The organism is Acinetobacter lwoffii (assembly GCF_024129715.1).
In the GTDB taxonomy this organism is placed as follows: domain Bacteria; phylum Pseudomonadota; class Gammaproteobacteria; order Pseudomonadales; family Moraxellaceae; genus Acinetobacter; species Acinetobacter lwoffii_U.
Map to the genome: position 1 here is coordinate 14,497 of NZ_JAMXXM010000024.1, position 22,296 is coordinate 36,792.

The window sequence follows — 22,296 nt, forward strand, 5'->3', positions numbered from 1 at the left end:
CTTCAAGCAATTAAAGCTTAGTGCTGTAACACCGAAATATCAGCCACTTTTGTAAACAAGTCACGAAGCTGTGCAAGCATACGTAAACGGTTTGCTTTCAGGTCAGCATCATCAGCCATCACCATGACGCCATCAAAGAATGCATCGACTGGCGCACGAAGTGCAGCAAGTGCAGACAACGCAGCAGTATAGTCTTTAGCAGCAAATAACGGCTCAACTTGAGGCGCAATTTTAGCAAGTTCAGCGAACAATGCTTTTTCAGCATCTTCAACCAAGTTTGCTTCAACTACAGCACCTTCAGGAGCAGTTTCTTTTGCCAGAATGTTCGCAACACGCTTGTTTGCAGCAGCAAGCGCAGCCGCTTCAGGCAATGCGCGGAAGTGGTTTACCGCATTTACACGCTTGTCAAAATCAAGTGGAGATTTTGGCGACAAGGCTTGAACTGCCTGAATCACGTCTACTGCAACGCCTTGGTCTTCGTATTTCGCACGGTAACGACCTTCAAGGAATGCAACAGCATCCGCCAAAGTCTTGTCGTGATCTTTCAATACATCGCCATACGCAGCAAGCGCAAGTTTGATCAAATCTTCAATTGAAACATCAAGCTCGTTTTCAGTCACAAGACGAAGGATACCAATTGCAGAGCGACGTAGTGCAAACGGGTCTTTAGAACCTGTAGGCGCTTGACCAATACCGAAAATACCCGTCAATGTGTCTAAACGGTCGGCAAGGGCAATGGTTGTACCTGTTTTGGTTTTCGGTAAAACGTCACCCGCGAATTTAGGTAAATACTGCTCACCTAAAGACTCAGCCACTTCAGCATTTTCACCTTCAAGACGCGCATAGTAAGTACCCGCGATCCCTTGAAGTTCAGGGAATTCACCCACAAGCTCAGAGGTTAAATCGCATTTTGCAAGAAGTGCCGCTTTTTCAGCATCTTCCGCTTTTGCACCTGTAATAGGCGCAAGTGCTACAGCCAATTTCGCAATACGTTCAGACTTGTTCCAAAGCGTACCCAATTCTGCTTGGAACACCATGTTTGCCAATTTTTCTTTACGAGACGCAAGCGGTTGCTTTTGATCTTGCAAGAAGAAGAATTCAGCATCAGACAAACGTGGACGAACCACTTTCTCGTTACCTTCAATAATTTGTGTCGGGTCTTTCGACTCAATGTTTGACACAGTAATGAAGTACGGTTGCAGTTTGTTGTCTGCATTTACCAAACAGAAGTACTTTTGGTTGTCCTGCATCGTGGTGATCAATGCTTCTTGAGGAACTGCAAGGAAGCGTTCTTCGAAGCTTGCACGAAGCGCAACAGGCCATTCAACCAATGCAGTCACTTCGTCACGAAGATCGCTTGGTACAATCGCAATTGAATTGACTTCATCAGCAAGCGCTTTGACTTGACCATCAATGATGGCTTGACGTTCTTCAAATGACGCCACAACGTGAGCTGCTTTTAACTTCGCTAAGTATTCGTCAGCGTGCGTTAAAGTAATTGCTTCTGGCGCGTGGAAACGATGACCGTAAGTGACGTTACCGGCTTTGTGATCTTGAATTGTTGCATCAACCACATCGTTGTCTTTCAACAACACAACCCATTTCACAGGACGTACGAATTCAGTACGGCTTGCCGCAGAACGCATACGTTTTGCGATTGGAAGATTATCCAATGCATTTTGTAAAATTTGTGGCAATAAAACGTCAAGGCTTTGACCTTTGACATCTTTTAAATAGCATACTTTTTCAACTTTACCTGCTTGGAAAGTTGATACTTGATCAACCGTGATGCCTTGACCACGCATAAAGCCTTCAAGTGCTTTCGTCGGGTTGCCTTCAGCATCAAAGGCTGCCTGTTTGGCAGGGCCGTCAAAACGTTTTTGTGTGTCTGCTTGTGCAGCATCAACATTGACAATTTTAAGTGCAAGACGACGAGGTGCTGCATAGGCTTCGATTGAATCAAAAACAAGACCAGCATCTTTTAAGCCTTTTACTGTTTCTGCATGTAAGGCATCACGTAATTTTTTCAGGCTTTTTGGTGGAAGTTCTTCACAACCCAATTCGAACAAAACGGTATGTTTAGACATTATTTGCTCTCCTTGTTTGCTTCTTTCGCTTCTGCTTCAACTTGCGCTTTTAATTGTGCCAACACTTCATCACGTAATGCAGGTTCAGCCATTGGGAAACCAAGTTCCGCACGTGCTGCTACATAGCTGGTCGCAATAGAACGTGCCAATGTACGTACACGTAAAATGTAACGCTGACGTTCAGTCACAGAAATCGCGCCACGCGCATCCAATAAGTTGAAGCTGTGTGATGCTTTCACGACTTGCTCATATGCAGGAAGTGGAAGTTTCGCTTCGATCAAACGTGTTGCTTCAGCTTCGTAGAAATCGAACAATTCAAACATTTTTTCAACGTTGGCATATTCGAAGTTATAGGTCGATTGTTCCACTTCATTTTGATGGAACACATCGCCATAAGTCACCGTACCGAACTGACCTTTGGTCCAAACCAAATCGTAAACTGAGTCTACACCTTGCAAGTACATGGCAAGACGCTCAAGACCATACGTGATTTCGCCAGTCACAGGGTAGCATTCAACACCGCCGACTTGTTGGAAGTAAGTGAACTGAGTCACTTCCATACCGTTGAGCCATACTTCCCAACCTAAGCCCCAAGCACCCAGTGTTGGAGATTCCCAGTTGTCTTCTACGAAACGAATGTCGTGAACTAAAGGATCAATACCAATCGCTTTTAATGAGTCTAGGTAAAGCTGCTGGATATTGTCCGGGTTTGGCTTAAGCACCACCTGGAATTGATAATAATGTTGCAAACGGTTCGGGTTTTCACCATAACGTCCATCTTTCGGACGACGTGATGGTTGGACATAAGCGGCATTCCAGGTTTCAGGACCCAGCGCACGAAGGAAAGTCGCAGTGTGGAATGTCCCTGCACCCATTTCCATATCATAAGGTTGCAAAATGACGCAGCCTTGCTCCGCCCAGTAAGTTTGTAAGGCAAGAATTAAGCCTTGGAAGGTATCAATATGCGATATGGCGCGACTCATGGTCATCCACTTAAAATTAGAGAAAAATTGTGCTCAATTATAAGGACTTTGCAGGGGAGTGGCAAAGGGTTAATGTAGGGATACTTTTCTGAAAAAAATAAAACAGGCTTAAAGGATACGCGTCATTTAAAGGCTTACTGCGATTTTGGCTTTGCTGGTTGATACAGGCTGATCTGAAAATCAGGAATAAATCAGATATATGGCATCCTGTTCACTGGAGAGTCATAAAGTTCAACGGATCTTATACGATTGTCGTTCTTAAATTAGTTTAATATTCACGCAATATAATAATGCTTAAAAATAAGGAACTTCATGACCACTTACCAAATTCAATGCCATTTAAAATACAAGGTCGTGCAACCGACAGAATTTATTTTTATGCTTCAGGCGGCACATCATCCTGATCAGAATATTCTCGAAGAAAAACTTAGCTTTAATCTGCCCGTAGCATGGCATGAATTCCAGGATACTCAGCATCAAAACCATCATGTTCGGCTACAGGTCGAACCCTGTGAGGCTTTTGAGCTGAATTATACGGCGACAGTGGTTCGTCAACCGAGCCTCTCTCTGGAGCTACAGCAAGGTCTGAAAGAAGTAGCCATTCCTAAGCTGCCCGATGAAGTATTACCTTATTTGCTGGCCAGCCGTTATTGTAATTCAGATTTATTGCTGGAAATGGCGAAACGCTCATTTGGCTGGATGACACCGGGCTATACGCGGGTCAAAGCCATTGAACAGTGGATTTATAAAAATATTTTTTATGTGTCTGGCAGTTCTGATCAGTTTACCACTGCTACAGATGTACTGGTGCATCGCGCAGGCGTATGTCGTGACTTTGCCCATTTAGGCATTGCGCTGTGCCGTGCCTTGGGAATTCCGGCACGCATGGTGGTCGGTTATGTGGAAATTGAAAAGTTTCTACCCGATTTTCATGCCATTTTTGAAGCCTATTTAGACGGTGGCTGGGTGCAGTTTGATCCGACCCGTTTGGCTCCGGTCGAAAATCTTATTCGGATCGGCACTGGAGTCGATGCCGGAGATGTGGCATTTTCAACTTATTATGGTCAGGTTGAGCTGTTAAAAATCCAGCCCCTGATCAAACCTGAATGAATAGGCAGGCCACAATAAAAATGTTCTGGAAATATACTAAGCAAAATGGTTACAAAGGATTTTTCCATTTCAATGGCGATTGATAGGGGAGCGGTTGTTCTGCAAAAAAAACAGGATCAGTATTTTCAAGCTGAGCGAGATTATTATGGTTTTAAAAAGCTTCGATCGATTCATGATGAAAAGATGTAAAACACAGATGCCTTTCATCGGGCTTGGTTCTATAATGCCCAAAATCTATAAACAATAAGATTAGGCGCACTGTGTTTCACTCCCATCTCGACTGGCTCAATACCTTAAAACCCAATTTCAAAGTCCTTCCACTCAAAGACCGGTTGCTCTGCGGAGTTGGAGCACTATTGGGTTTGGTAGTCTCGTCCTTGTTGAGTTTATGGATTCTGGGGGATTTTGAAGCTTGGTATATCGCACCGATGGGCGCATCCTCGGTATTGCTGTTTGCAGTGCCTGCCAGTCCTCTGGCACAGCCCTGGAATATTCTGGTCGGCAATACTATTGCTGCGGTGATTGGCGTAAGCTGTGCCTTGTTGATTGCCAGTCCGACCGAAGCCTTTAGTGTCGCTGTGGCCTTGGCGATTGTTCTGATGATGACCACAGATTCCCTGCATCCACCGAGTGGCGCCGTGGCCATTACCGCCGTGCTGGGTGGCCAGCCGGTGCATGAATTGGGTTATGCCTTTGTATTTTATCCGGTGCTGCTCAATTCAATTCTGCTCATGGTGATTGCGATTGTCTTTAACCGGATGATTGGAAAGGATTATCCGCAGCAAGCCCAACTAAATACCCGCTCCAAAGATCCTACGCCCACCCAGAAAGTCACCATTCAACCGCAGGATATTCAGGAAGTCCTGGATCAGCGTACCGAGCTGCTGGACATCAGTGAATATGACCTGCAAAAAATTATTCTGGAGGCACAAAACCGCGCCAATGCGCGTGCAGTGCATGAATTTAGCTGCCAGGATATTATGACGAAGGATGTGGCAACGTTGCATGAAAATGATGATATCCAGCACGCACTGGACAAATTCAAGCAGATGAACCTAATGAGCCTGCCCGTCGTTAATGCCGATGAACAACTGGTCGGTACACTGGCAATGTATCAGGTGGTGGAATGGTTCAAGCGCGCGGCTGATGTCCGTAGCAGCTGGGAGCATCAGGTCAAACATATCATGACCCGTAAGGTAATTACGGTGCAGCCTTTACAACCCATTCAGGATCTGGTGCCGTATTTTGTCGAGCGTTCGTTCAACTATATTCCGGTGGTGAGCGAGCAGCAATTGGTGGGAATTATCAGTCGGGCAGATATGATTGCCGCACTGAATCAGGAGCTGAATCATTTTAAAATGAAAGTTTAAAACCGAATTAAAACGGAATTTAACAGAGCATGTGTGATCAACTCTGGTCAGCTTGCCGGCTGAGAAAACTGTAAAATAGTGCCATCGGCAGGGAAAAACACAGCAGAAACAAAAAATGGGAACTAAAATTTTCACTTGAAGGATGCGAGATATAGGCCAGAATCAGGGTTCCCAGTACGCAGCTCATTAAAATCGTGATGATATTAAACAGTTGATAATGGCGTAGCAGCAGGTGAGTCACTAATAGGAAAGGGAAGACCATCATCCAGTAAGTCAGGCAGACAAAAAAGCTAATAAAAAGCGCTGAAAACAGGCTTCTGAAAATGGAGAAAACCCCATAGCTGGCTTCATTAAATAGCGCATAAGGGAATAAAATTACAGCTATGATCAGAGGTGCAAGCGCGAGGTTAAGCGTCATTTTCCAGGGAGAATTCTGGATCGGTTGAGAGATTAAGTGAAATATCCTGTCCAATATCTGTTTGCCACTTTTTGATGTTTTTAATATAGGGACTTTATCTTTATCATTGTTAAATGCATATTATTTTTCGATGAGAGAAAGATTCAACATATAGGCGATTAATACGACAAAGCACACTGAAGTGTACTTTGTAGAGGGTGTGATGTTTAAGAGCGGTAATGATTAAATAAAGAACCAGTAAATAAACAGTGAAATAATAAAGATACACATGATATTCAGCACAAAACCAACTTTCATCATTTCGCTTTGCTGGATATGACCGGTTCCAAAAACAATCGCATTTGGTGGGGTGGCTACCGGCAGCATAAAGGCACATGAAGCACCAATACCAATGACGATCACCAGAATTTCTTTGGGCATTCCCATCTGATCCGCAATTGCGGCAAATACTGGTACTAGCAGGGCAGCCGAAGCGGTATTACTGGTAAATTCAGTCAGGAAGATAATAAAAGTAGCGACTACAAAAATAATCATCAGCGGGGAGGTATCACCAAAGGCATTGGCCAGAGTTTGACCCAGTACCAGCGAACTGCCTGAATCCTTTAGAATGGCACTCAAGGTCAGACCACCACCAAATAGATATAACACCCCCCAATCAGTATTTTCTGCAATCTGTTTCCAGCTTGCGGTACCCAGAATCACCACCATACAGGCAGCCGAAATTGCAATCCAGGTATCCGGCTGGGAAATACCAAAAATTTCAGTGAATTTTTTACTGAAAATCCAGGCAATTGCAGTACAAAGAAAGAGGATCATGGTGGCTATACGGGTTCTGGTCCAAGGAATATCTTCGGTCGCAAATTGTATTTTATGATTCAGTTTCGGACGTAGTACCAGATATAAACTGACCAGCATGGCAGGAAGAATAATGAACATCATCGGCAAGCCGATTTTCATCCAGTCGGCAAAATCATAGCCGAGGGCCTTGGCGGCAATGGCATTCGGAGGGGAACCGACCATGGTGCCCAGTCCGCCAATACTGGCCGAATAGGCAATGCCGAGCAGGATAAAGACAAAAGTTTTACGATCCTTGCTGACATCCAGATGTGAAAGCAAGCCTAAGGCCAAAGGCAGCATCATGGCAGCAGTCGCCGTATTGGAAATCCACATGGACAGCAGCGCCGTCACCACAAAAATCGCCAGTACAGAAATGCCCAGATGCCCTCTGGACATGGAGATGATCCACATGGCAATTTTCCGGTCCAGTTTCTGGATATGCAACGCCGTTGCCAGCGCAAAACCACCAAAAAACAGGAAAATGACAGGATCGGCAAAAGTGACCAAAGCGGCTTGTGTGGTAATCGGAACCAGTGCCTCACCAGAGGCCATTGGCATGGCCAGCAATACCGCCATCACGGGGACGAGTAACGCTGTAATCGTGATATGAATGGCTTCAGTCAGCCATAAAATACCGATAAAGGCTAAAAGTGCCAGTCCTTTATTGGCATTCTGGTCATAGGGCAGGTAAAGATATAAGCCATAGGCCACAATGGCTGCGACAAGAATAAGGATCCAGCCTTTAAGCAGTCCTTTGGGCATAGCATTGGTCGGGGTAGCTAGGTTGGTCTGAGTCATATGCTCTCCTTGCAAGGTTTTTATTTATGTCATTTTTTATATCAGCTTTAAATTTGTAATTTTGCTTTGTTTAAAAATACCCTATTTAAAGATACTATAACCAGATTGTTGCAATAATCCAGCACTTTGCCAGAGGGCATATAAGCCCAAACCGAGAAGTAAAGCCAGGACAATCCATTTGAAGTGCTGCTGAGATAAACGATGGCGTATTTTGCCTCCAATCCAGACACCAGCAAGGGCGAATAAGCTGATCCCGATCAGAATATGCTGTTGATGGGTTTCCAGTGTGATCAGAATTGGAAACAGTAAAACCAGCTGGATCAGTTTACCGGCAATGAAATTGAGATTACTGATAATGACAATAGCTGTTTTAGACAGCTGGCAACTCATCAGATACATCATTAGAAAAGGTGCCATAGCATTGGTCGCACCTCCAATAATGCCGGCCAGTAAACCAAAACAGAGCATGCTGGAAATATGCGGACTAACTTGCAAAGGCCGTGCCCGTAATTGGTCCAAGACATAAAATACAATCACCAGACCCAGTAACAGTTTTAAATAAGCCTCATTGAGCCAAAGTAATAGCTTGACCCCGAGTACACTGCCGATCAGGCTACTAAGCATTAATGGCCAATAACGTTTTATATAATAGCCAATGCTATTCAACAGGCTATGCGCAGGGTCGGCATTCAGCATGATCAGGTTCAGCAGCAGACAGGGCAAAATGACAAGGGTAACCGCGATGCTAAGTGGATATGCGCTGGATAGAACAGCCGTACTCATCATGGGAAAGCCAAAGCCGCTTAAACCATGCAGCAGGGCTGCTACGGCACAGAGCCACAGCATCATCCATTCTGCCTGAGTCATATGAAATCCATTTCAAAAATTAGAATATTGAACTTATCGTGAATTCAACTAAGAAAGAAAGTGAAAAGCTGTAATACAGCAAAGAAATAACAAAAAATATAGGCAAAAAAAGCCACGATAACTTGGGGAAATTACCGTGGCATCAAAATTTCATCCCATTTAACCGGGGTGAAAGAGGAAGCTCTGCGATGAAACTGATTAAGAACGCTTGTTAAAAATGACTGTACAGCTTAATAGCGTTTATCCTGATTCACTGTACGCACAGGATTTTGATAGCCCTGAGGTTGATGAACGCTGTCATGATCAATTCTGTACTGTTTTTTCGGCATGATTAACCACAACACCAGATAAACCAAAATACCCGGGAAGGCGGCACTCATGATTGAAATCACCACAAAAATTAGACGTAATAAATTTGCGTTCCAACCAAAACGTTCAGCAATACCACCCATCACACCTGCAATCATGTTTGAGCGGTTAGAGCGATATAAACCAACATTGGCCATTAAAATCTCCTGATTAAAAATAGGTTTGAATCCTAAAACTGGATCCATGCTTAAAGAAATGGAGTTTACTTAAACTTTTTAAAGTGCTGATTACAAATAAAATCGTTAAGTAATGTTAATAAAGATTAAAACCAGATCTAAGAGCTACTAACATAGTGAAAATTCTATTGAACTCTTGTGTAAAGTTCATCAGCTTTGCTGTGTGCTTTTTGCTCGCCATGTTTCCTATTTAGGTTTATTAAAAATGAAATTGGATGTATCACGTTGTACATTAAGCAGTTTTTTTAAATGTAGCCTGATGTTGGGGAGTGTGGTGATTTTGCAAGCCTGTGATCAGCAGCAAGTCAAACCTGAATGGGAAAGTCAGGCGACCTCAGAAGAGGGCGTTAAAATTTCCACTGCCAATACGAAGGCCGATGTAGTGACTGTCAGCGCCAAATCCTTAACTCAGGTCGCAGGGCAGGCGACTGTTCCGGTAGAAGCTGATTTAAACCCTCGCACTGTGCCAGAGGATGCTAAAGCATTTATTGGCCGCTATCATACTGAAATCGATTGTGATGGCCGCTTTGCGCCTTGTACTGAAGGCAAGGCAGAATTTATTTTGACTCTGATGCCGGATGGTACGGTGCATCGCAGCATTTTACAGTATGGCAAAGTATTTATTGATAATACCAAAAACAGCACGGCTCACAATATCACCTACCGTAAAGACCGCTGGTTTATCAATCCGGAACGTACCGATGTGGTGGTGAATCGCAAAGAAGGGGCGAGCTTTTACTATAAGATTAAAGATTCAAATCACTTGGTCATGAATCTGGAAAAAATCTATAGTGAAAAAGAAAAAACCAACCGGGAATTATTTGATCACGGTTATCCGGCACCTTCAAAAGCCTATGAACTGGTCAAAGACACATCCTTTCATATTCAAAAATAATGCCTGATAAAAATTGGCTGATCTGGTCGAAAGCTTAATTCAAATACGATTTAGATTAGACAATAAAGGCGAGTGGTGGGAACGCGTAAGCATAAAATCTGGGTGCAGAAATACACGACCAAAACATCGTAATCTAATTAAAATATAATGAAGTAAATCAGAGAAACATTCTAAGGAAAGAATGGTGGGTCGTCCGCGATTCGAACGCGGGACCAACGGATTAAAAGTCCGCTGCTCTACCAGCTGAGCTAACGACCCTGAGGAATAAAAATGATGACCATTTTTATGACGCAAGAGTGTGGTGTACTTTTACGTGATCCTTTCGGAAGATGGTGGGTCGTCCGCGATTCGAACGCGGGACCAACGGATTAAAAGTCCGCTGCTCTACCAGCTGAGCTAACGACCCATCAAGGAATATCAAATAAGTGGTGGGTCGTCCGCGATTCGAACGCGGGACCAACGGATTAAAAGTCCGCTGCTCTACCAGCTGAGCTAACGACCCTGAACCATCATTCAAACCAGGTTTGAATGTGCAGTGCAAGTCAAGCTAAATAGCTTAAAGCACCACTTTGTTTGATGGAGCGTATTGTAGCAAGATCTCATTTCAGCGCAAGCAAAAAATAACAAAGTTGCCCATGTTTGATTATAAATACAACAATTATGCTTTATCTAAACAAAAAATAGGCAACTTCAGTACTTAGAAGCGATATTGATAAGCCTGAATATTGGCAAAAATCTCTGCGGTGAGCTCGGAATATGCCGTTGCACCTGGCAATAACCCCAGCAGGCGTTCATCGGTTTTACTCGGATCAAATGCTTGCTCTTTCAATTTATTTTTCTGATATTTAAAGGTGCCTGTGGTTTCAACTTGCTGTTGTACGCGTAAAAATACTGGTACTGCATAAGCTGGTAAGCATTTTTTAAAGCAAGCGGCCATGGCTGCTAAATCTGCATCATCTAATTTCACATCGGGCTTCAGGGTAATCGCAGCCATACCGGCACGACCATTGGTATTTGGAATTTCTACACCATAAACTACGGCTTCAACGATTTTGTCATACTCAGTCAGCATGTTTTCCACTTCAGTCGTGGAAACATTTTCACCTTTCCAGCGGAAAGTATCGCCTAAACGATCGACAAACTGCGCATGACGGAAGCCGATATTGCGCACCAGATCTCCGGTATTGAAGTAAGCATCACCTGTTGTAAATACATCCTGCATAATGACTGACTTGTTTTTTTCCGGGTCGGTATAACCATCAAAAGGTGAACGGCGGGTGATTTTACCAATCAGTAAACCGGTTTCGCCTTTTTTCACCCGTTTGCAACGGCCTTTAGTATCCCGCACCGGCTCATTTTTATCTTTATCAAAGGCAATAATCGCATACGGTGTGGGTGAGAAACCAACAGTATTGTCAAAATTGAAAATATTGCTAAAGCCGACATTGCCTTCACTGGAGGCATACAGTTCCAGTACTTCCTGAATGCCAAAACGGGATTTAAATTTATCCCAGATATTTGGGCGCATGCCATTCCCAATCATCTTAGTCACGCGGTGACCTTTTTCCAGTTCAGATGGGGGAGCATCCATCAGATAGCGGCACAACTCACCGACATAACCAATCGCAGAGGCATCAAATTTTTGCACATCCTTCCAGAAAGAAGAGGTCGAAAATTTACGGCGAATAGCCAAGGTGCTGCTCCCTGCAATGACACCGCACCAGCACACCACCATGCCTGTGGCATGATAAAGCGGCAGGGTACAGTACATCACATCATCTTTATTAAGATTCAGCACATGCCCATAGGTGCCATAAGCCAGCGTCCAGCGGCCATTGGTAAAGATCACCGCTTTAGGTAGGCCCGTGGTACCCGAGGTGTAAATATAGAACAGCCCGTCTTTGCCCTGCACTGAATGGGTGGTTGATGGATTGAATTTGGGAGCAAGATCGGTTTTTTCAGCCAGGTTGATAAAGCCTTCAGGCGCCTGACCCGGATCGGTTTGAGTATTCTGATCCGCAAACCAGTGCAGGCGGTCACTGCTAATATTCAGGTCATTACGAATCTCGTTGACTGCATGACGGCACTCTTCACCCACAATCAGAGCAATCGGTTTGACCAGATTGATACTGTGCGTCAGCACCTTGCCGACTTGAGAGGTATTCACCAGAGCGGTCGTCACACCCAGTTTAGCCAGACCAATTACATTGGCAATCAGTTCAGGACGATTCTCGACCATCACGGCAACGACATCACCTTTCTTGGCGCCCAAGGATAGATAGAAATGGGCAATCTGGTTGGCCCAAGCATTGAGAGCAGCATAGCTATAGCTTTGCTCTTCAAAACGCAAGGCAATGCCTTCCGGGTTACGCTTGGTGGCTTTTTCAAAAGCCAGACCCAGGCCGGCCGGTGTGTTCGGAGTACGTAAATATGCCTGTCTTAGACCAGTGAGCAAATTGGGCACTTTGGTCAAGAAAGCCGGGATTTTGGCAGCGACATCTGCAATCCCAATCAGATCGTGTGGTTTCATTTGGGTCATGAGAATCCTATTTATTTTTCGTATCCGATACGTTCAATTTATATACAGTAGACGAGCTATCCATCTTTTAGCGTTAAAACACTAGTGCAATCAACCTATTCTGACTAAATCTAGCAAAAAAAACCTAGTCACCGAAATGACTAGGTTTTTTTAGATGACTGCAATTGAGCAAATTATGATTCAGTTGCAGTATTGGCTTTTTTCGGTGGACGACCACGTGGACGACGTGGACGAGCAGCCTGTTTCTCCGCTTTTTCAGCTTCGCTGGCTTCAGTGTCTTCTGTTGTTACTTCGGCCTGATCCTGGGCTTCTGTAACAGGAGCTTCTGATTCAGCATTTGCTTCAACTGGCGCAGCATCTCTAGGTTGAGCTTCAGTCACTGGAGCCGCTTCTGTAGGAGCTGTATCTACTGGTGCCGTAGTTTCAGTTGCTTGTTCAGCTGGCTGAGCATTTACGGTTTCTTCAATAGCGATTTCAGTGGTTACTGGAGTTTCAGTTGCCGCTGCTTCAGCAGACTCTGCTTGCGCTTCTGCTGCTACAGGTGCTTCTGGCGCAGTTTCAACTGCCGGAGCTGTTTCTACTTTGGCCTGTTGCTTGGCTTGTTGCAGGGCCTGTTCTGCAGCCTGTTTAGCCAGACGGCGACGCTCACGTGGATCGTTTGCGACACGTTTGTCCGACACCGGTTTTGGTGGAGTCAGGTCCAGAACTGGAGCCGGCTCCGCTTCAACCTTGGCTACGGTCACTTGAACATCACGGGTGACCGGTTTTTTCTCTGTGGCAGGCGTTGCTGCAGCCACTAGACTCGCATTGTACTCTTTTGTGAACTTCTCTAGAGCACGGTTAAAGGTTGGCAATAAACCAAACTGTTCAATCAGTACGGAGCAGTCTTCACCATAAACATGGCGAATCAGGCTACCAATAGTGAACTGACCCAAAGTCGGTACTTGTGAAGGAGTCAACTGCTGAACTGTAGCCTGTTGAGGCTGTCCTTCACGCTGCTGACGACGACGCTGACGCGGATCGTTGCTGGCACGTGGTTTTTCAGTGCTTGAGTCTTCAGCTGCTACAACGTCTTCAACAGGGGCTGTCAGCGCAGCTTCCACTACATTTTCAGCCGCGGCTTCTTCAACTGGCGCATCTGCCGGTGCAGTCACTTCAACCGCTGGCGTTGCAACTGCAGCATTGTCATTCAATGCCACGATTTCGCTTTTCGCCTGGTCAATATTCACCACCATAGCTGTTGGCATCACGTCTTGACGGGGTGCATCGACCAATTCAACACGAAGCTGCTTGTCGTTGACTGTCGGAGCTTCAACGACTGCAGGTGCTGCTTGTTGAGCCTGCTCATTCAGCACGCTTGGATCGCGGTGGCGATTTGGACGTTCCTGACGTGGCTGGTTACGGCGGTCACGACGTGGCATTGCCTGTTGTGGCTGTTGTTCATTGTTTTGAACATCATTTTGCTGAGATGGCTCGTTGTGATGCTGACGACGAGAATTACGCTTGTTTTCACGTGCTTCATGACGTTGCTCTTGACGAGATACCTGAACCACTTCTTCATGCACCTGATGTTGTTGAGGCGCGGAAGCTTCAGACTGAACCTGCTCACGCGGTTCTTTGTGCTTCGGATTACGTGGTTTTTTGTTGTTATGACGCGGCGCTCTTTCATCACGCTCTGCCGGCTTTTCAGCATCACGTTCCTGTTTTTGCGCTACAGTCGATGGTGCCAGGTAAGCATTGCTGCTTGCCGGAGCAACCGGTTGAGACACTTGCTGTGGCGCAGGTTGTGCCACTGGTGCAGACAATTGACCGAACTGACCACGGCTCACCGCACCGCCATTGATCATTTGTTCAATTGCTGCAGCTGCATTGTTGGCAGTACGCGATTGATCAACAGTCGCAGCCTGTTTTTGAACAAACAGGTTTTCTAACCAGGCACATGGGCTAGATGCAGGAGCAGCAACTTGCGCTTGGGCAGGAGCTTGTTGCGCAACAAGTGCTTGCTGTGCATTTTGGTTTTGCTGGTTACGGCGTTTATTGTTTCTGCCGTTGTTTTGCTGTTGAGCAGGCGCTGGTGCAGCAGCATGCGTATGTTGTTCTTCTTCTAAATGCCATTCAGATGACTCATAGCCCAACTCTTTTTCACTTGAACGTGTTGCTTCAGTACGTTCATAGCTGGTTGGTGCAAAGCCTTCGGCATTATAAGTGATTTCATAATGCGGTGTTTCCAGATGCGGGTGCGGCAACACAGTCACACGTACATTTGAAGTCTGTTCTAAATACACCAAGGTGTGACGTTTTTCATTCAATAAGAAGGCCGCAATTTCCACTGGAACTTCGACTTGAACTTCACCATGACGTTCGCGCAATGCAATCTCTTCCACTTTACGCATAATCGAAAGTGATAAAGAACGAAGATCACGAACCATGCCGGTACCATGGCAGCGTGGGCAAACGTAGCCAGTCGCTTCTTCAAGAGAAGGACGCAGACGTTGACGGCTCATTTCCATCAAACCAAAACGTGACAATTGACCGAACTGAATACGGGCACGGTCACTTTGCGTAGCTTCGCGTAGCTTCGCTTCCACCATACGCTGGTTGCGGTCTTTGGTCATGTCGATAAAGTCGATCACCACCAGGCCACCGATATCGCGTAAACGTAATTGACGCGCGATTTCTTCTGCTGCTTCAATGTTGGTGTTCAACGCGGTGTCTTCAACGTCGCTACCGCGAGTCGATTTTGCTGAGTTAATGTCAATTGACACTAAAGCTTCAGTTTGGTCGATCACGATCGAACCGCCAGAAGGCAATTTTACTTCACGTTCATAAGCGGTTTGAATTTGACTTTCAATCGCGAAATGCGCGAATAAAGGTTCATTTAAGGTATAAGTTTTCAGTTTTTCTAACTGACGTGGCATTACCGCTTTTACGAAGTTATAGGCTTCGTTATAGGCTTGTTCTGAGTCAATCAGGATTTCAGCAACATCATCACGCAGGTAGTCACGAATGGCACGTGTCACTACGCCCGCTTCCTGATGTACCAACATTGGCGATGGACCTGAACTTGCAGTGCTCTGGATTTGTGCCCAAAGGTCTAACAAGTGCTGTAAGTCGAGTTGCAATTCTTCTTGTGAACGACCGATCCCGGCAGTACGCACAATCACACTCATACCACGTGGCACGTTCAGTGTTGCCAGCATTTCTTTCAGTTCTTCACGCACTGAACCAGAAATCTGACGGCTGATACCACCACCTTTAGGGTTGTTTGGCATCAAGACCAAATAACGGCCAGCAAGTGAGATAAAAGTAGACAGGGCAGCGCCTTTGTTGCCACGCTCTTCTTTTTCCACCTGAACCAGAAGTTCGGTGCCTTCAGTGATCAGTTCACGGATATTTGAAGTTTGGCGAGGGTCGGCTTTGTAATATGAATTTGCGATTTCACGCATTGACAGGAAGCCTTGGCGACCTGCACCGTATTCAACGAATACAGCTTCTAAAGAAGGTTCAACGCGAGTCACGTGACCTTTGTAGATATTGGATTTTTTTTGTTCACGGGTACGATTTTCTAAATCAAAATCGTAAAGACGCTGACCAGTGACAAGTGCAACGCGAATTTCTTCGGCATGTGTTGCATTAATCAACATACGTTTCATGGGTGTAACACCTTATAGTGATACACAGCAAAAAATCGCTATACACGTAGCGAACATCACACATCACGGATCAATGGCTCAAATCTGCAATGAATTTCATTGTGGTTTGAGTCTTTTATGACCGAGCTCTATTTAATATAGATGGGCTTCGGTTTTTGATTCACGTATTGATGATGGCAATACGGCTTCAATCTTTAAACGGATTAAAGTCACCTGAACGCTTCACTGGCGGACGAGCGGTGCATTGGATGTGTGTAACTTTCACTGTCACATTGCTCGAAGATCATCCCTTCTTTATAGAAAGTGTCTTGATACGGAATTGTCGTCGTATCTTTACAAACTGTGCAGATCCAATGCATCAACGCTGTAGCCTGAAGTCGTCTTCAGGTTGCGACTAATCTGATGTGTATCAGTTTACGTTTAAAAACCAACAAAGTTGGCGACATATTTTTTAAGACAAACTGATTTATGTACCTGAGGTACAATTAAACGCAACAGTTTGCTTTGTTTGCCGATATAATAAGCCTTCGGCGTGGCATAATTCTTTGGGGACCTTCCCGTATCATGTGAGTCTTTAATTGAACAATCAAGTTCAGAAAAATCTGAAATGATTCAACTTTTACTCACAAACGATGGTTTCCGTGCGCTGACTATATCAAACCTTGCATCATCTGCCTATGGGCTAAGCTTATGTTTCTTGTGTAAAGCATAACCTAAGTGATCAGTTTTTAATCAATTTTAGTATTTTTTGGGTCATAGTAACTGTATGAATTCTACGCAACAATGGCAAAACGTCACTTGGTTTGAAGTGGATGAACATCAAGATGGACAACGCATCGATAATTTCCTGTTTAGTCGTCTGAAAGGTGTGCCAAAAAGCCGTATCTATCGTCTGATTCGTGAAGGCCAGGTTCGCGTCAATAAAAAACGCATTAAAGCAGAAACCAAACTCGCAATCGGTGACCAGATTCGCGTTGCGCCGATTCGTTATGAACAAAAAGATGAGACCGCGGCCCCTGTTTCGGACAAGGTCGCACAAGGCTTATTGGCCCGTGTGATTTATGAAGATGAAGGTCTGATGGTCGTGAATAAGCCATCCGGGATTGCCGTGCATGGCGGTAGCGGTGTGGCCTATGGTCTGATTGAAGGCTTACGTGCAGCAACCGGTAAAAAGTATCTGGAATTGATTCACCGGATTGACCGTGATACTTCCGGTCTGGTGATGATTTCCAAAAAGCGTAGCGTGTTGAAAACATTACAAGATATGTTGCGTGAACATAAAATCAAAAAAACCTATGCCGCTGTGGTAAAAGGGCAGGTCAGTCTGGATAAACAGCTGATTGATGCACCTTTACATCGTTATGAGCTGGCCAATGGTGAGCGTCGCGTCTGCGTGTCACCGAAAGAAGGCAAAGAGTCTAAAACCCAGTGGAACGTGCAAGAGCGTTTTATGCATGCCACACTGGTGTATGCATCTCCGCTTTCTGGTCGTACCCACCAGATTCGTGTTCATGGTTTGAGCATTGGTCATCCACTCGTAGGCGATGAAAAGTATGGTCATGAAACAGAATATCGTGGGCCAAAACCACGCCGTTTGTGTCTGCATGCCATGCGTCTGGACATTCCGGGCTATCCAGCGATTGAAGCGCCATTGCCGGAAGATATGCAGAGTCTGGTGGCGCAGTTAAGAGCGCAGAAAGCGGATAAACCGGCTGCCCAATAAGGACTTATTTTTTCTTTTAATAAATTTAATCCACCCTCACCCTCCTTTGAAAAAGGAGGGAATTCCCCTATTTCTTAAAGATGAGGAACATTGTTCCGCAAGAGGGGAGATTAAATTTCGAAAGAATCCTCTCCCTAAGCAGCACTGCTGCGCAAGTCTCCTTCTTGCACGTCGTTTAAAGCAGTGCTTTAAACTCGTTCAGGAGAGGGCACGTTACTTATTAAATAGTAATGTTGAATTAAAACTTCATTGATAATTCGACTTTATTGGTTCTTTTAATAAAGTCATTTGCTTAAGAATGAAAAATTCCTTCTCCTTGTAGGAGAGGGCTTCAAGACTGAATCAAATCTAGGAAATCTTTTATGAACTCACCTGTAAAATTGGTCATTTTCGATTGGGATGGCACTTTATTTGATTCAGTCGGTCAAATCGTGGCGAGTTTGCAGTTTGCCGCACAGCAATTTCAGCAGCCTTTAACGGATGCAGATGCGAAAAGTATTATTGGACTGGGTTTACCTGAAGTTGCACAGCGTTTATTCCCGACAGTACCAGAATTACATAGCGATATTTTACAGGCCTATTCAGATCATTATGTTGCCAACTCATCAGGAGATTCTTGGTTTGAGGGCGTAGCGCACATGCTCGCAGATTTACAGCAGCAAGGCGTGAAGCTGGCAGTAGCCACAGGGAAAAGTCGTAAAGGTCTGGATCGTGTATTAAAACAGACGAACAGTGAAGAGCTGTTTGTGACCACGCGTGCAGCCAGCGAAACCCGTTCTAAACCTCATCCATTAATGTTAGAAGAAATTCTGACGGAAACCGGTGTACAGGCTGAACATGCCATCATGGTCGGTGATACGTCTTATGATCTGGAAATGGCGCAAAATATTGCCATGCCAAGCGTTGGAGTAAGTTATGGCGTGCATGAGCCAGAACTTTTGGCTCAATTTAATCCAGTCTGTATCGTGGATGATGTGGCTGCTTTGCATAGTGCATTGTTGGCTAAAGTCCAATGGAAACAAGCAGTTTAATCCAGTATCTTGGTTGCAGTGCAAGGAATGTATTTCCCCGGTTTAAATTGGCTGGGGAATGCGGCAGATTTAAGCGCTGGTTCTTATCTTTTAGTCTAAAGTCGTAATTGTACTGATTTTATTCGGTCATATTACGGCAGTTATTTTGCTAAATAGAAATGTGTTTTAAATAATAAGATTTTGTTTTATTTCGTTTTTTATAAATTATTCTTATAGATAATAGCTATAGCAAAAAATAAAATAACTATTGGCGCAAACGCCGGATTTTTCCCATCCTAAAACTGTTTATTCCTATGCTCGCTCTGAGAAAGGCAGTCCATGCAGATGATCAGCCTGATCATGTCCCTATTTTCTGTCCTTCTTAGATCCCAGCATAAGCCTAATTTTTGCAGTTTAAGGAAACATTGATGTCGAATTCTGCTGTTGTTGAATCAGTTGCACAAGCACTTCGTAGCGCTGAATTATCACAAACTGCGATTGCACCGATTCGCCCGGAACTTGGCGGTGAAAGTGCTGACGTAGATATCGCCTATGCCGTTCAGGAAGTGAATACCGAGCGTGCTTTGTCTGAAGGTCGCCGTCTGGTGGGTCGTAAAATCGGTTTGACGTCTAAAGTCGTTCAAGCGCAACTGGGTGTAGATCAGCCGGATTTTGGTATGTTATTTGCCGACATGGCTTATGGCGATGGTGAAGCAATTCCAGCTGGCCTTCTGCTTCAGCCGAAAGTTGAAGCAGAAATCGCATTGGTGATTAACCAGGATTTAACCAAAGAAAAACACACGTATGCAGACATTATCAGCGCAACTGATTATGCATTGCCTGCAATTGAAGTGGTCGATAGCCGTATCGAAAACTGGAAAATTAGCCTGATTGATACTGTGGCGGATAACGCATCTTCTGCTGCATTTGTCTTGGGTTCTCAGCCGGTTAAGTTAGAAAAACTTGATCTGGTGAACTGCAAGATGGTGATGACGCGCGGTGAGGAAGTCGTTTCTCAAGGCGTGGGTAAAGCATGTCTTGCAAACCCACTCAATGCTGCGGTTTGGCTTGCAGATGAAATGGTGCGTCGTGGCCGTCCATTGTTGGCAGGTGACATCATCTTGACGGGTGCTTTAGGTCCAATGGTTGTGGCGCAACCAGGTGATGAATTCAAAGTTGAAATTGAAGGCTTCGGTTCAGTAACCGCTGCATTCGCTGCTGAATAATCAAGATTCCAAGAGAGTACATTCATGAAAAAGATTAAATGTGCAATGATCGGTCCAGGGAATATTGGTACTGATTTGCTTTATAAATTACAACGCAGCGAATGGTTAGAACCTGTTTGGATGGTGGGGATTGACCCGACTTCTGAAGGTTTGGCGCGTGCTGCGAAAATGGGTTTAAAAACCACGGCTGAAGGTGTAGACGGTCTTCTTCCACACGTAATCGAAGATGACATCAAAATTGCATTCGATGCAACGTCTGCATACGTACACGCAGAAAACAGCCGCAAGCTCAATGAACTTGGCGTGTTAATGATTGACTTAACACCGGCTGCAATCGGTCCATTCTGCGTACCACCTGTCAACCTGGAAGCATTGCTTGCGGCTGGTGAAGTGCCAAACGTGAACATGGTGACATGTGGCGGTCAGGCAACGATTCCGATGGTGGCTGCAATCTCACGTGTTCAACCGGTTGAATATGGCGAAATCATCGCGACTGTATCGACTAAATCGGTCGGTCCGGGTACACGTAAAAATATTGACGAATTCACCCGTACTACTGCGGGTGCAATTGAGAAAGTCGGTGGCGCGAAACAAGGTAAAGCGATCATCATCATTAACCCGGCTGAGCCACCTCTAATGATGCGTGATACTGTTCACTGTCTAGTAGAAGGTGAGCCGGATCAGGCAGCGATCACTGAATCTGTACATGCCATGATCAAGGAAGTTCAAAAATACGTACCAGGTTACAAGCTTGTAAATGGTCCTATATTTGATGGCAACCGTGTATCAATTTACTTGGAAGTTGAAGGTCTGGGTGACTTCCTGCCGAAATACGCAGGTAACCTGGATATTATGACTGCAGCAGCTGCACGTACTGCAGAAATGTTCGCAGAACACGTGTTCAACATCGCTGAAGCTTAAAGGAATACCAAAATGTCTAAGATTATTGTTCATGATATGACTTTGCGTGATGGTATGCACCCGCAGCGCCATCAAACGACTGTTGAGCAAATGATTGCAATTTCAACAGCACTTGATGATGCTGGCGTACCTTTAATTGAAGTAACGCACGGTGACGGCCTGGGCGGTTCATCAGTGAACTACGGTTTTGCTGCTGCAACAGATGAAGAATATTTGTCTGCTGTTGTGCCACGTATGAAAAATGCAAAAATTTCTGCATTGCTTCTTCCTGGTATCGGTACGGTTGACCATTTGAAAATGGCACATGAAATTGGTGTTTCTACTATTCGTGTGGCGACGCATTGTACTGAAGCGGATTGTTCTGAACAGCACATCACCGCTGCACGTAAACTAGACATTGACACTGTGGGCTTCTTGATGCTTGCGCACATGGCAACACCTGAAAAATTGCTTGAAGAAGCAAACAAGATGGTGTCTTACGGTGCAAACTGTATCTATGTGACAGATTCAGCAGGTTATATGCTTCCTCAAGACGTTATTGATCGCGTAGGTCACTTACGTCAACACTTGGACCCAAGCATTGAGCTTGGTTTCCACGGTCACCACAACTTAGGTATGGGTGTATCGAATACTGTTGCTGCGGTTCAGGCAGGTGCAGTACGTGTTGACTTGGCATCTGCAGGTTTGGGTGCTGGCGCAGGTAATACGCCACTTGAACTGTTTATCGCTGTGGCAAACCGTATGGGTATGGACACTGGCGTTGACCTGTTCAAAGTACAAGACGTTGCTGAAGATCTAGTGATTCCAATGATGCACAACCCGATTCGTGCAGACCGTGATGCGGCAACTTTAGGTTATGCGGGTGTTTACTCGTCATTCCTGTTATTTGCTAAACGTGCTGAAGCGAAATATGGCGTATCTGCGCGTGAAATCCTGATGGAACTTGGTCGCCGTGGTACGGTAGGTGGTCAGGAAGACATGATTGAAGACCTGGCATTAACCATGTCTAAAGCTCGTGAGTTACAAGCTTAATTTTTAATGCCGTGGTATTAAAATAAGTCCAATAAAAAAGCATCCGATTCGGATGCTTTTTTATTATGAAGTAGATTTAATAATATAATAAAACTCTGATCTCAGATATTTTAGTTATAGTGTTATGTGAAGATTATTTTAGTTTAATTTTTTCCTTAAACATAAAAACGATAAATAAAAAATAGTGGCTCAATAGATCTCTTGCGAAAGTAAAAAATTGTTTATACTAGCCCCATGAAATATGAAAATTTAACTAGATTTAATGATGGGGAATTTAAACGA

16 protein-coding genes and 3 tRNA genes are annotated in these 22,296 nt (G+C 44.7%); 8 read left to right on the forward strand and 11 right to left on the reverse strand.

Annotated elements, in window-relative coordinates:
• Positions 1–17: 17 nt before the first annotated feature.
• On the reverse strand, positions 18–2,087 hold the full coding sequence (glyS, locus tag NI462_RS12515; RefSeq protein ID WP_253160861.1) for a glycine--tRNA ligase subunit beta: 2,070 nt from the start codon (positions 2,085–2,087) through the stop codon (positions 18–20).
• A complete protein-coding gene (gene glyQ, locus NI462_RS12520; protein ID WP_004278542.1) occupies positions 2,087–3,070 on the reverse strand; it encodes a glycine--tRNA ligase subunit alpha in 984 nt (327 codons plus the stop codon). The genes glyS and glyQ overlap by 1 nt, the downstream gene beginning before the upstream one ends.
• Positions 3,071–3,382: 312 nt before the next feature.
• Here glyQ and NI462_RS12525 point away from each other — a divergent pair, with 312 nt between their 5' ends.
• On the forward strand, positions 3,383–4,180 hold the full coding sequence (locus tag NI462_RS12525) for a transglutaminase-like domain-containing protein (protein ID WP_253160863.1): 798 nt from the start codon (positions 3,383–3,385) through the stop codon (positions 4,178–4,180).
• Positions 4,181–4,440: 260 nt separating this feature from the next.
• On the forward strand, positions 4,441–5,550 hold the full coding sequence (locus tag NI462_RS12530) for an HPP family protein (RefSeq protein ID WP_005108011.1): 1,110 nt from the start codon (positions 4,441–4,443) through the stop codon (positions 5,548–5,550).
• Between the two features lie 37 nt (positions 5,551–5,587).
• Here NI462_RS12530 and NI462_RS12535 read toward each other — a convergent pair whose 3' ends face one another.
• The 4 genes from NI462_RS12535 to NI462_RS12550 form a co-directional block, all read right to left on the reverse strand.
• Positions 5,588–5,968: a hypothetical protein gene (locus NI462_RS12535; RefSeq protein ID WP_253160866.1), complete on the reverse strand. Its 381-nt coding sequence runs from the start codon at positions 5,966–5,968 to the stop codon at positions 5,588–5,590.
• A gap of 222 nt (positions 5,969–6,190) precedes the next feature.
• Positions 6,191–7,603 carry an SLC13 family permease gene (locus tag NI462_RS12540; protein WP_253160868.1) on the reverse strand — a complete coding sequence of 471 codons (1,413 nt, stop codon included), beginning with the start codon at positions 7,601–7,603 and terminating at the stop codon, positions 6,191–6,193.
• 81 nt (positions 7,604–7,684) lie between these two features.
• Entirely contained in the window at positions 7,685–8,470 is a 786-nt protein-coding gene (locus NI462_RS12545) for a sulfite exporter TauE/SafE family protein (protein WP_253160870.1), read from the reverse strand.
• A 230-nt stretch (positions 8,471–8,700) separates the two neighbouring features.
• Positions 8,701–8,976 carry a PspC domain-containing protein gene (locus NI462_RS12550; protein ID WP_004278536.1) on the reverse strand — a complete coding sequence of 92 codons (276 nt, stop codon included), beginning with the start codon at positions 8,974–8,976 and terminating at the stop codon, positions 8,701–8,703.
• Positions 8,977–9,220: 244 nt separating this feature from the next.
• On the opposite strand from NI462_RS12550, the gene NI462_RS12555 reads away from it, so the two are divergent.
• Positions 9,221–9,910, forward strand: a complete 690-nt coding sequence (locus NI462_RS12555) for a hypothetical protein (protein ID WP_253160872.1) — start codon at positions 9,221–9,223, stop codon at positions 9,908–9,910.
• Between the two features lie 182 nt (positions 9,911–10,092).
• Here the strand turns inward: NI462_RS12555 and NI462_RS12560 are convergent.
• From NI462_RS12560 to NI462_RS12580, 5 genes are all read right to left on the reverse strand, one after another.
• A tRNA-Lys gene (locus tag NI462_RS12560) sits at positions 10,093–10,168 on the reverse strand.
• Between the two features lie 72 nt (positions 10,169–10,240).
• Positions 10,241–10,316, reverse strand: a tRNA-Lys gene (locus NI462_RS12565).
• Between the two features lie 20 nt (positions 10,317–10,336).
• A tRNA-Lys gene (locus tag NI462_RS12570) sits at positions 10,337–10,412 on the reverse strand.
• Between the two features lie 195 nt (positions 10,413–10,607).
• Positions 10,608–12,449, reverse strand: a complete 1,842-nt coding sequence (locus NI462_RS12575; RefSeq protein ID WP_253160874.1) for a long-chain-acyl-CoA synthetase — start codon at positions 12,447–12,449, stop codon at positions 10,608–10,610.
• A 173-nt stretch (positions 12,450–12,622) separates the two neighbouring features.
• The gene (locus NI462_RS12580; protein ID WP_253160876.1) at positions 12,623–16,102 is read right to left on the reverse strand and encodes an Rne/Rng family ribonuclease; all 3,480 of its coding nucleotides are present in this window, start codon (positions 16,100–16,102) and stop codon (positions 12,623–12,625) included.
• Between the two features lie 766 nt (positions 16,103–16,868).
• Between NI462_RS12580 and NI462_RS12585 the strand changes: the two genes are divergently transcribed.
• The 5 genes from NI462_RS12585 to dmpG all read left to right on the forward strand — a co-directional run bounded on the left by NI462_RS12585 (position 16,869) and on the right by dmpG (position 22,014).
• Positions 16,869–17,825, forward strand: a complete 957-nt coding sequence (locus NI462_RS12585; RefSeq protein WP_005108000.1) for an RluA family pseudouridine synthase — start codon at positions 16,869–16,871, stop codon at positions 17,823–17,825.
• 362 nt (positions 17,826–18,187) lie between these two features.
• Positions 18,188–18,856, forward strand: coding sequence for an HAD-IA family hydrolase (locus tag NI462_RS12590; protein ID WP_253160878.1), 669 nt, complete (start codon positions 18,188–18,190; stop codon positions 18,854–18,856).
• A 407-nt stretch (positions 18,857–19,263) separates the two neighbouring features.
• On the forward strand, positions 19,264–20,061 hold the full coding sequence (locus NI462_RS12595) for a 2-keto-4-pentenoate hydratase (protein WP_044111812.1): 798 nt from the start codon (positions 19,264–19,266) through the stop codon (positions 20,059–20,061).
• A 24-nt stretch (positions 20,062–20,085) separates the two neighbouring features.
• Positions 20,086–20,982 carry an acetaldehyde dehydrogenase (acetylating) gene (locus NI462_RS12600; protein WP_253160880.1) on the forward strand — a complete coding sequence of 299 codons (897 nt, stop codon included), beginning with the start codon at positions 20,086–20,088 and terminating at the stop codon, positions 20,980–20,982.
• A gap of 12 nt (positions 20,983–20,994) precedes the next feature.
• Positions 20,995–22,014, forward strand: coding sequence for a 4-hydroxy-2-oxovalerate aldolase (gene dmpG, locus NI462_RS12605; RefSeq protein WP_253160882.1), 1,020 nt, complete (start codon positions 20,995–20,997; stop codon positions 22,012–22,014).
• The last annotated feature ends 282 nt before the right edge of the window (positions 22,015–22,296 follow it).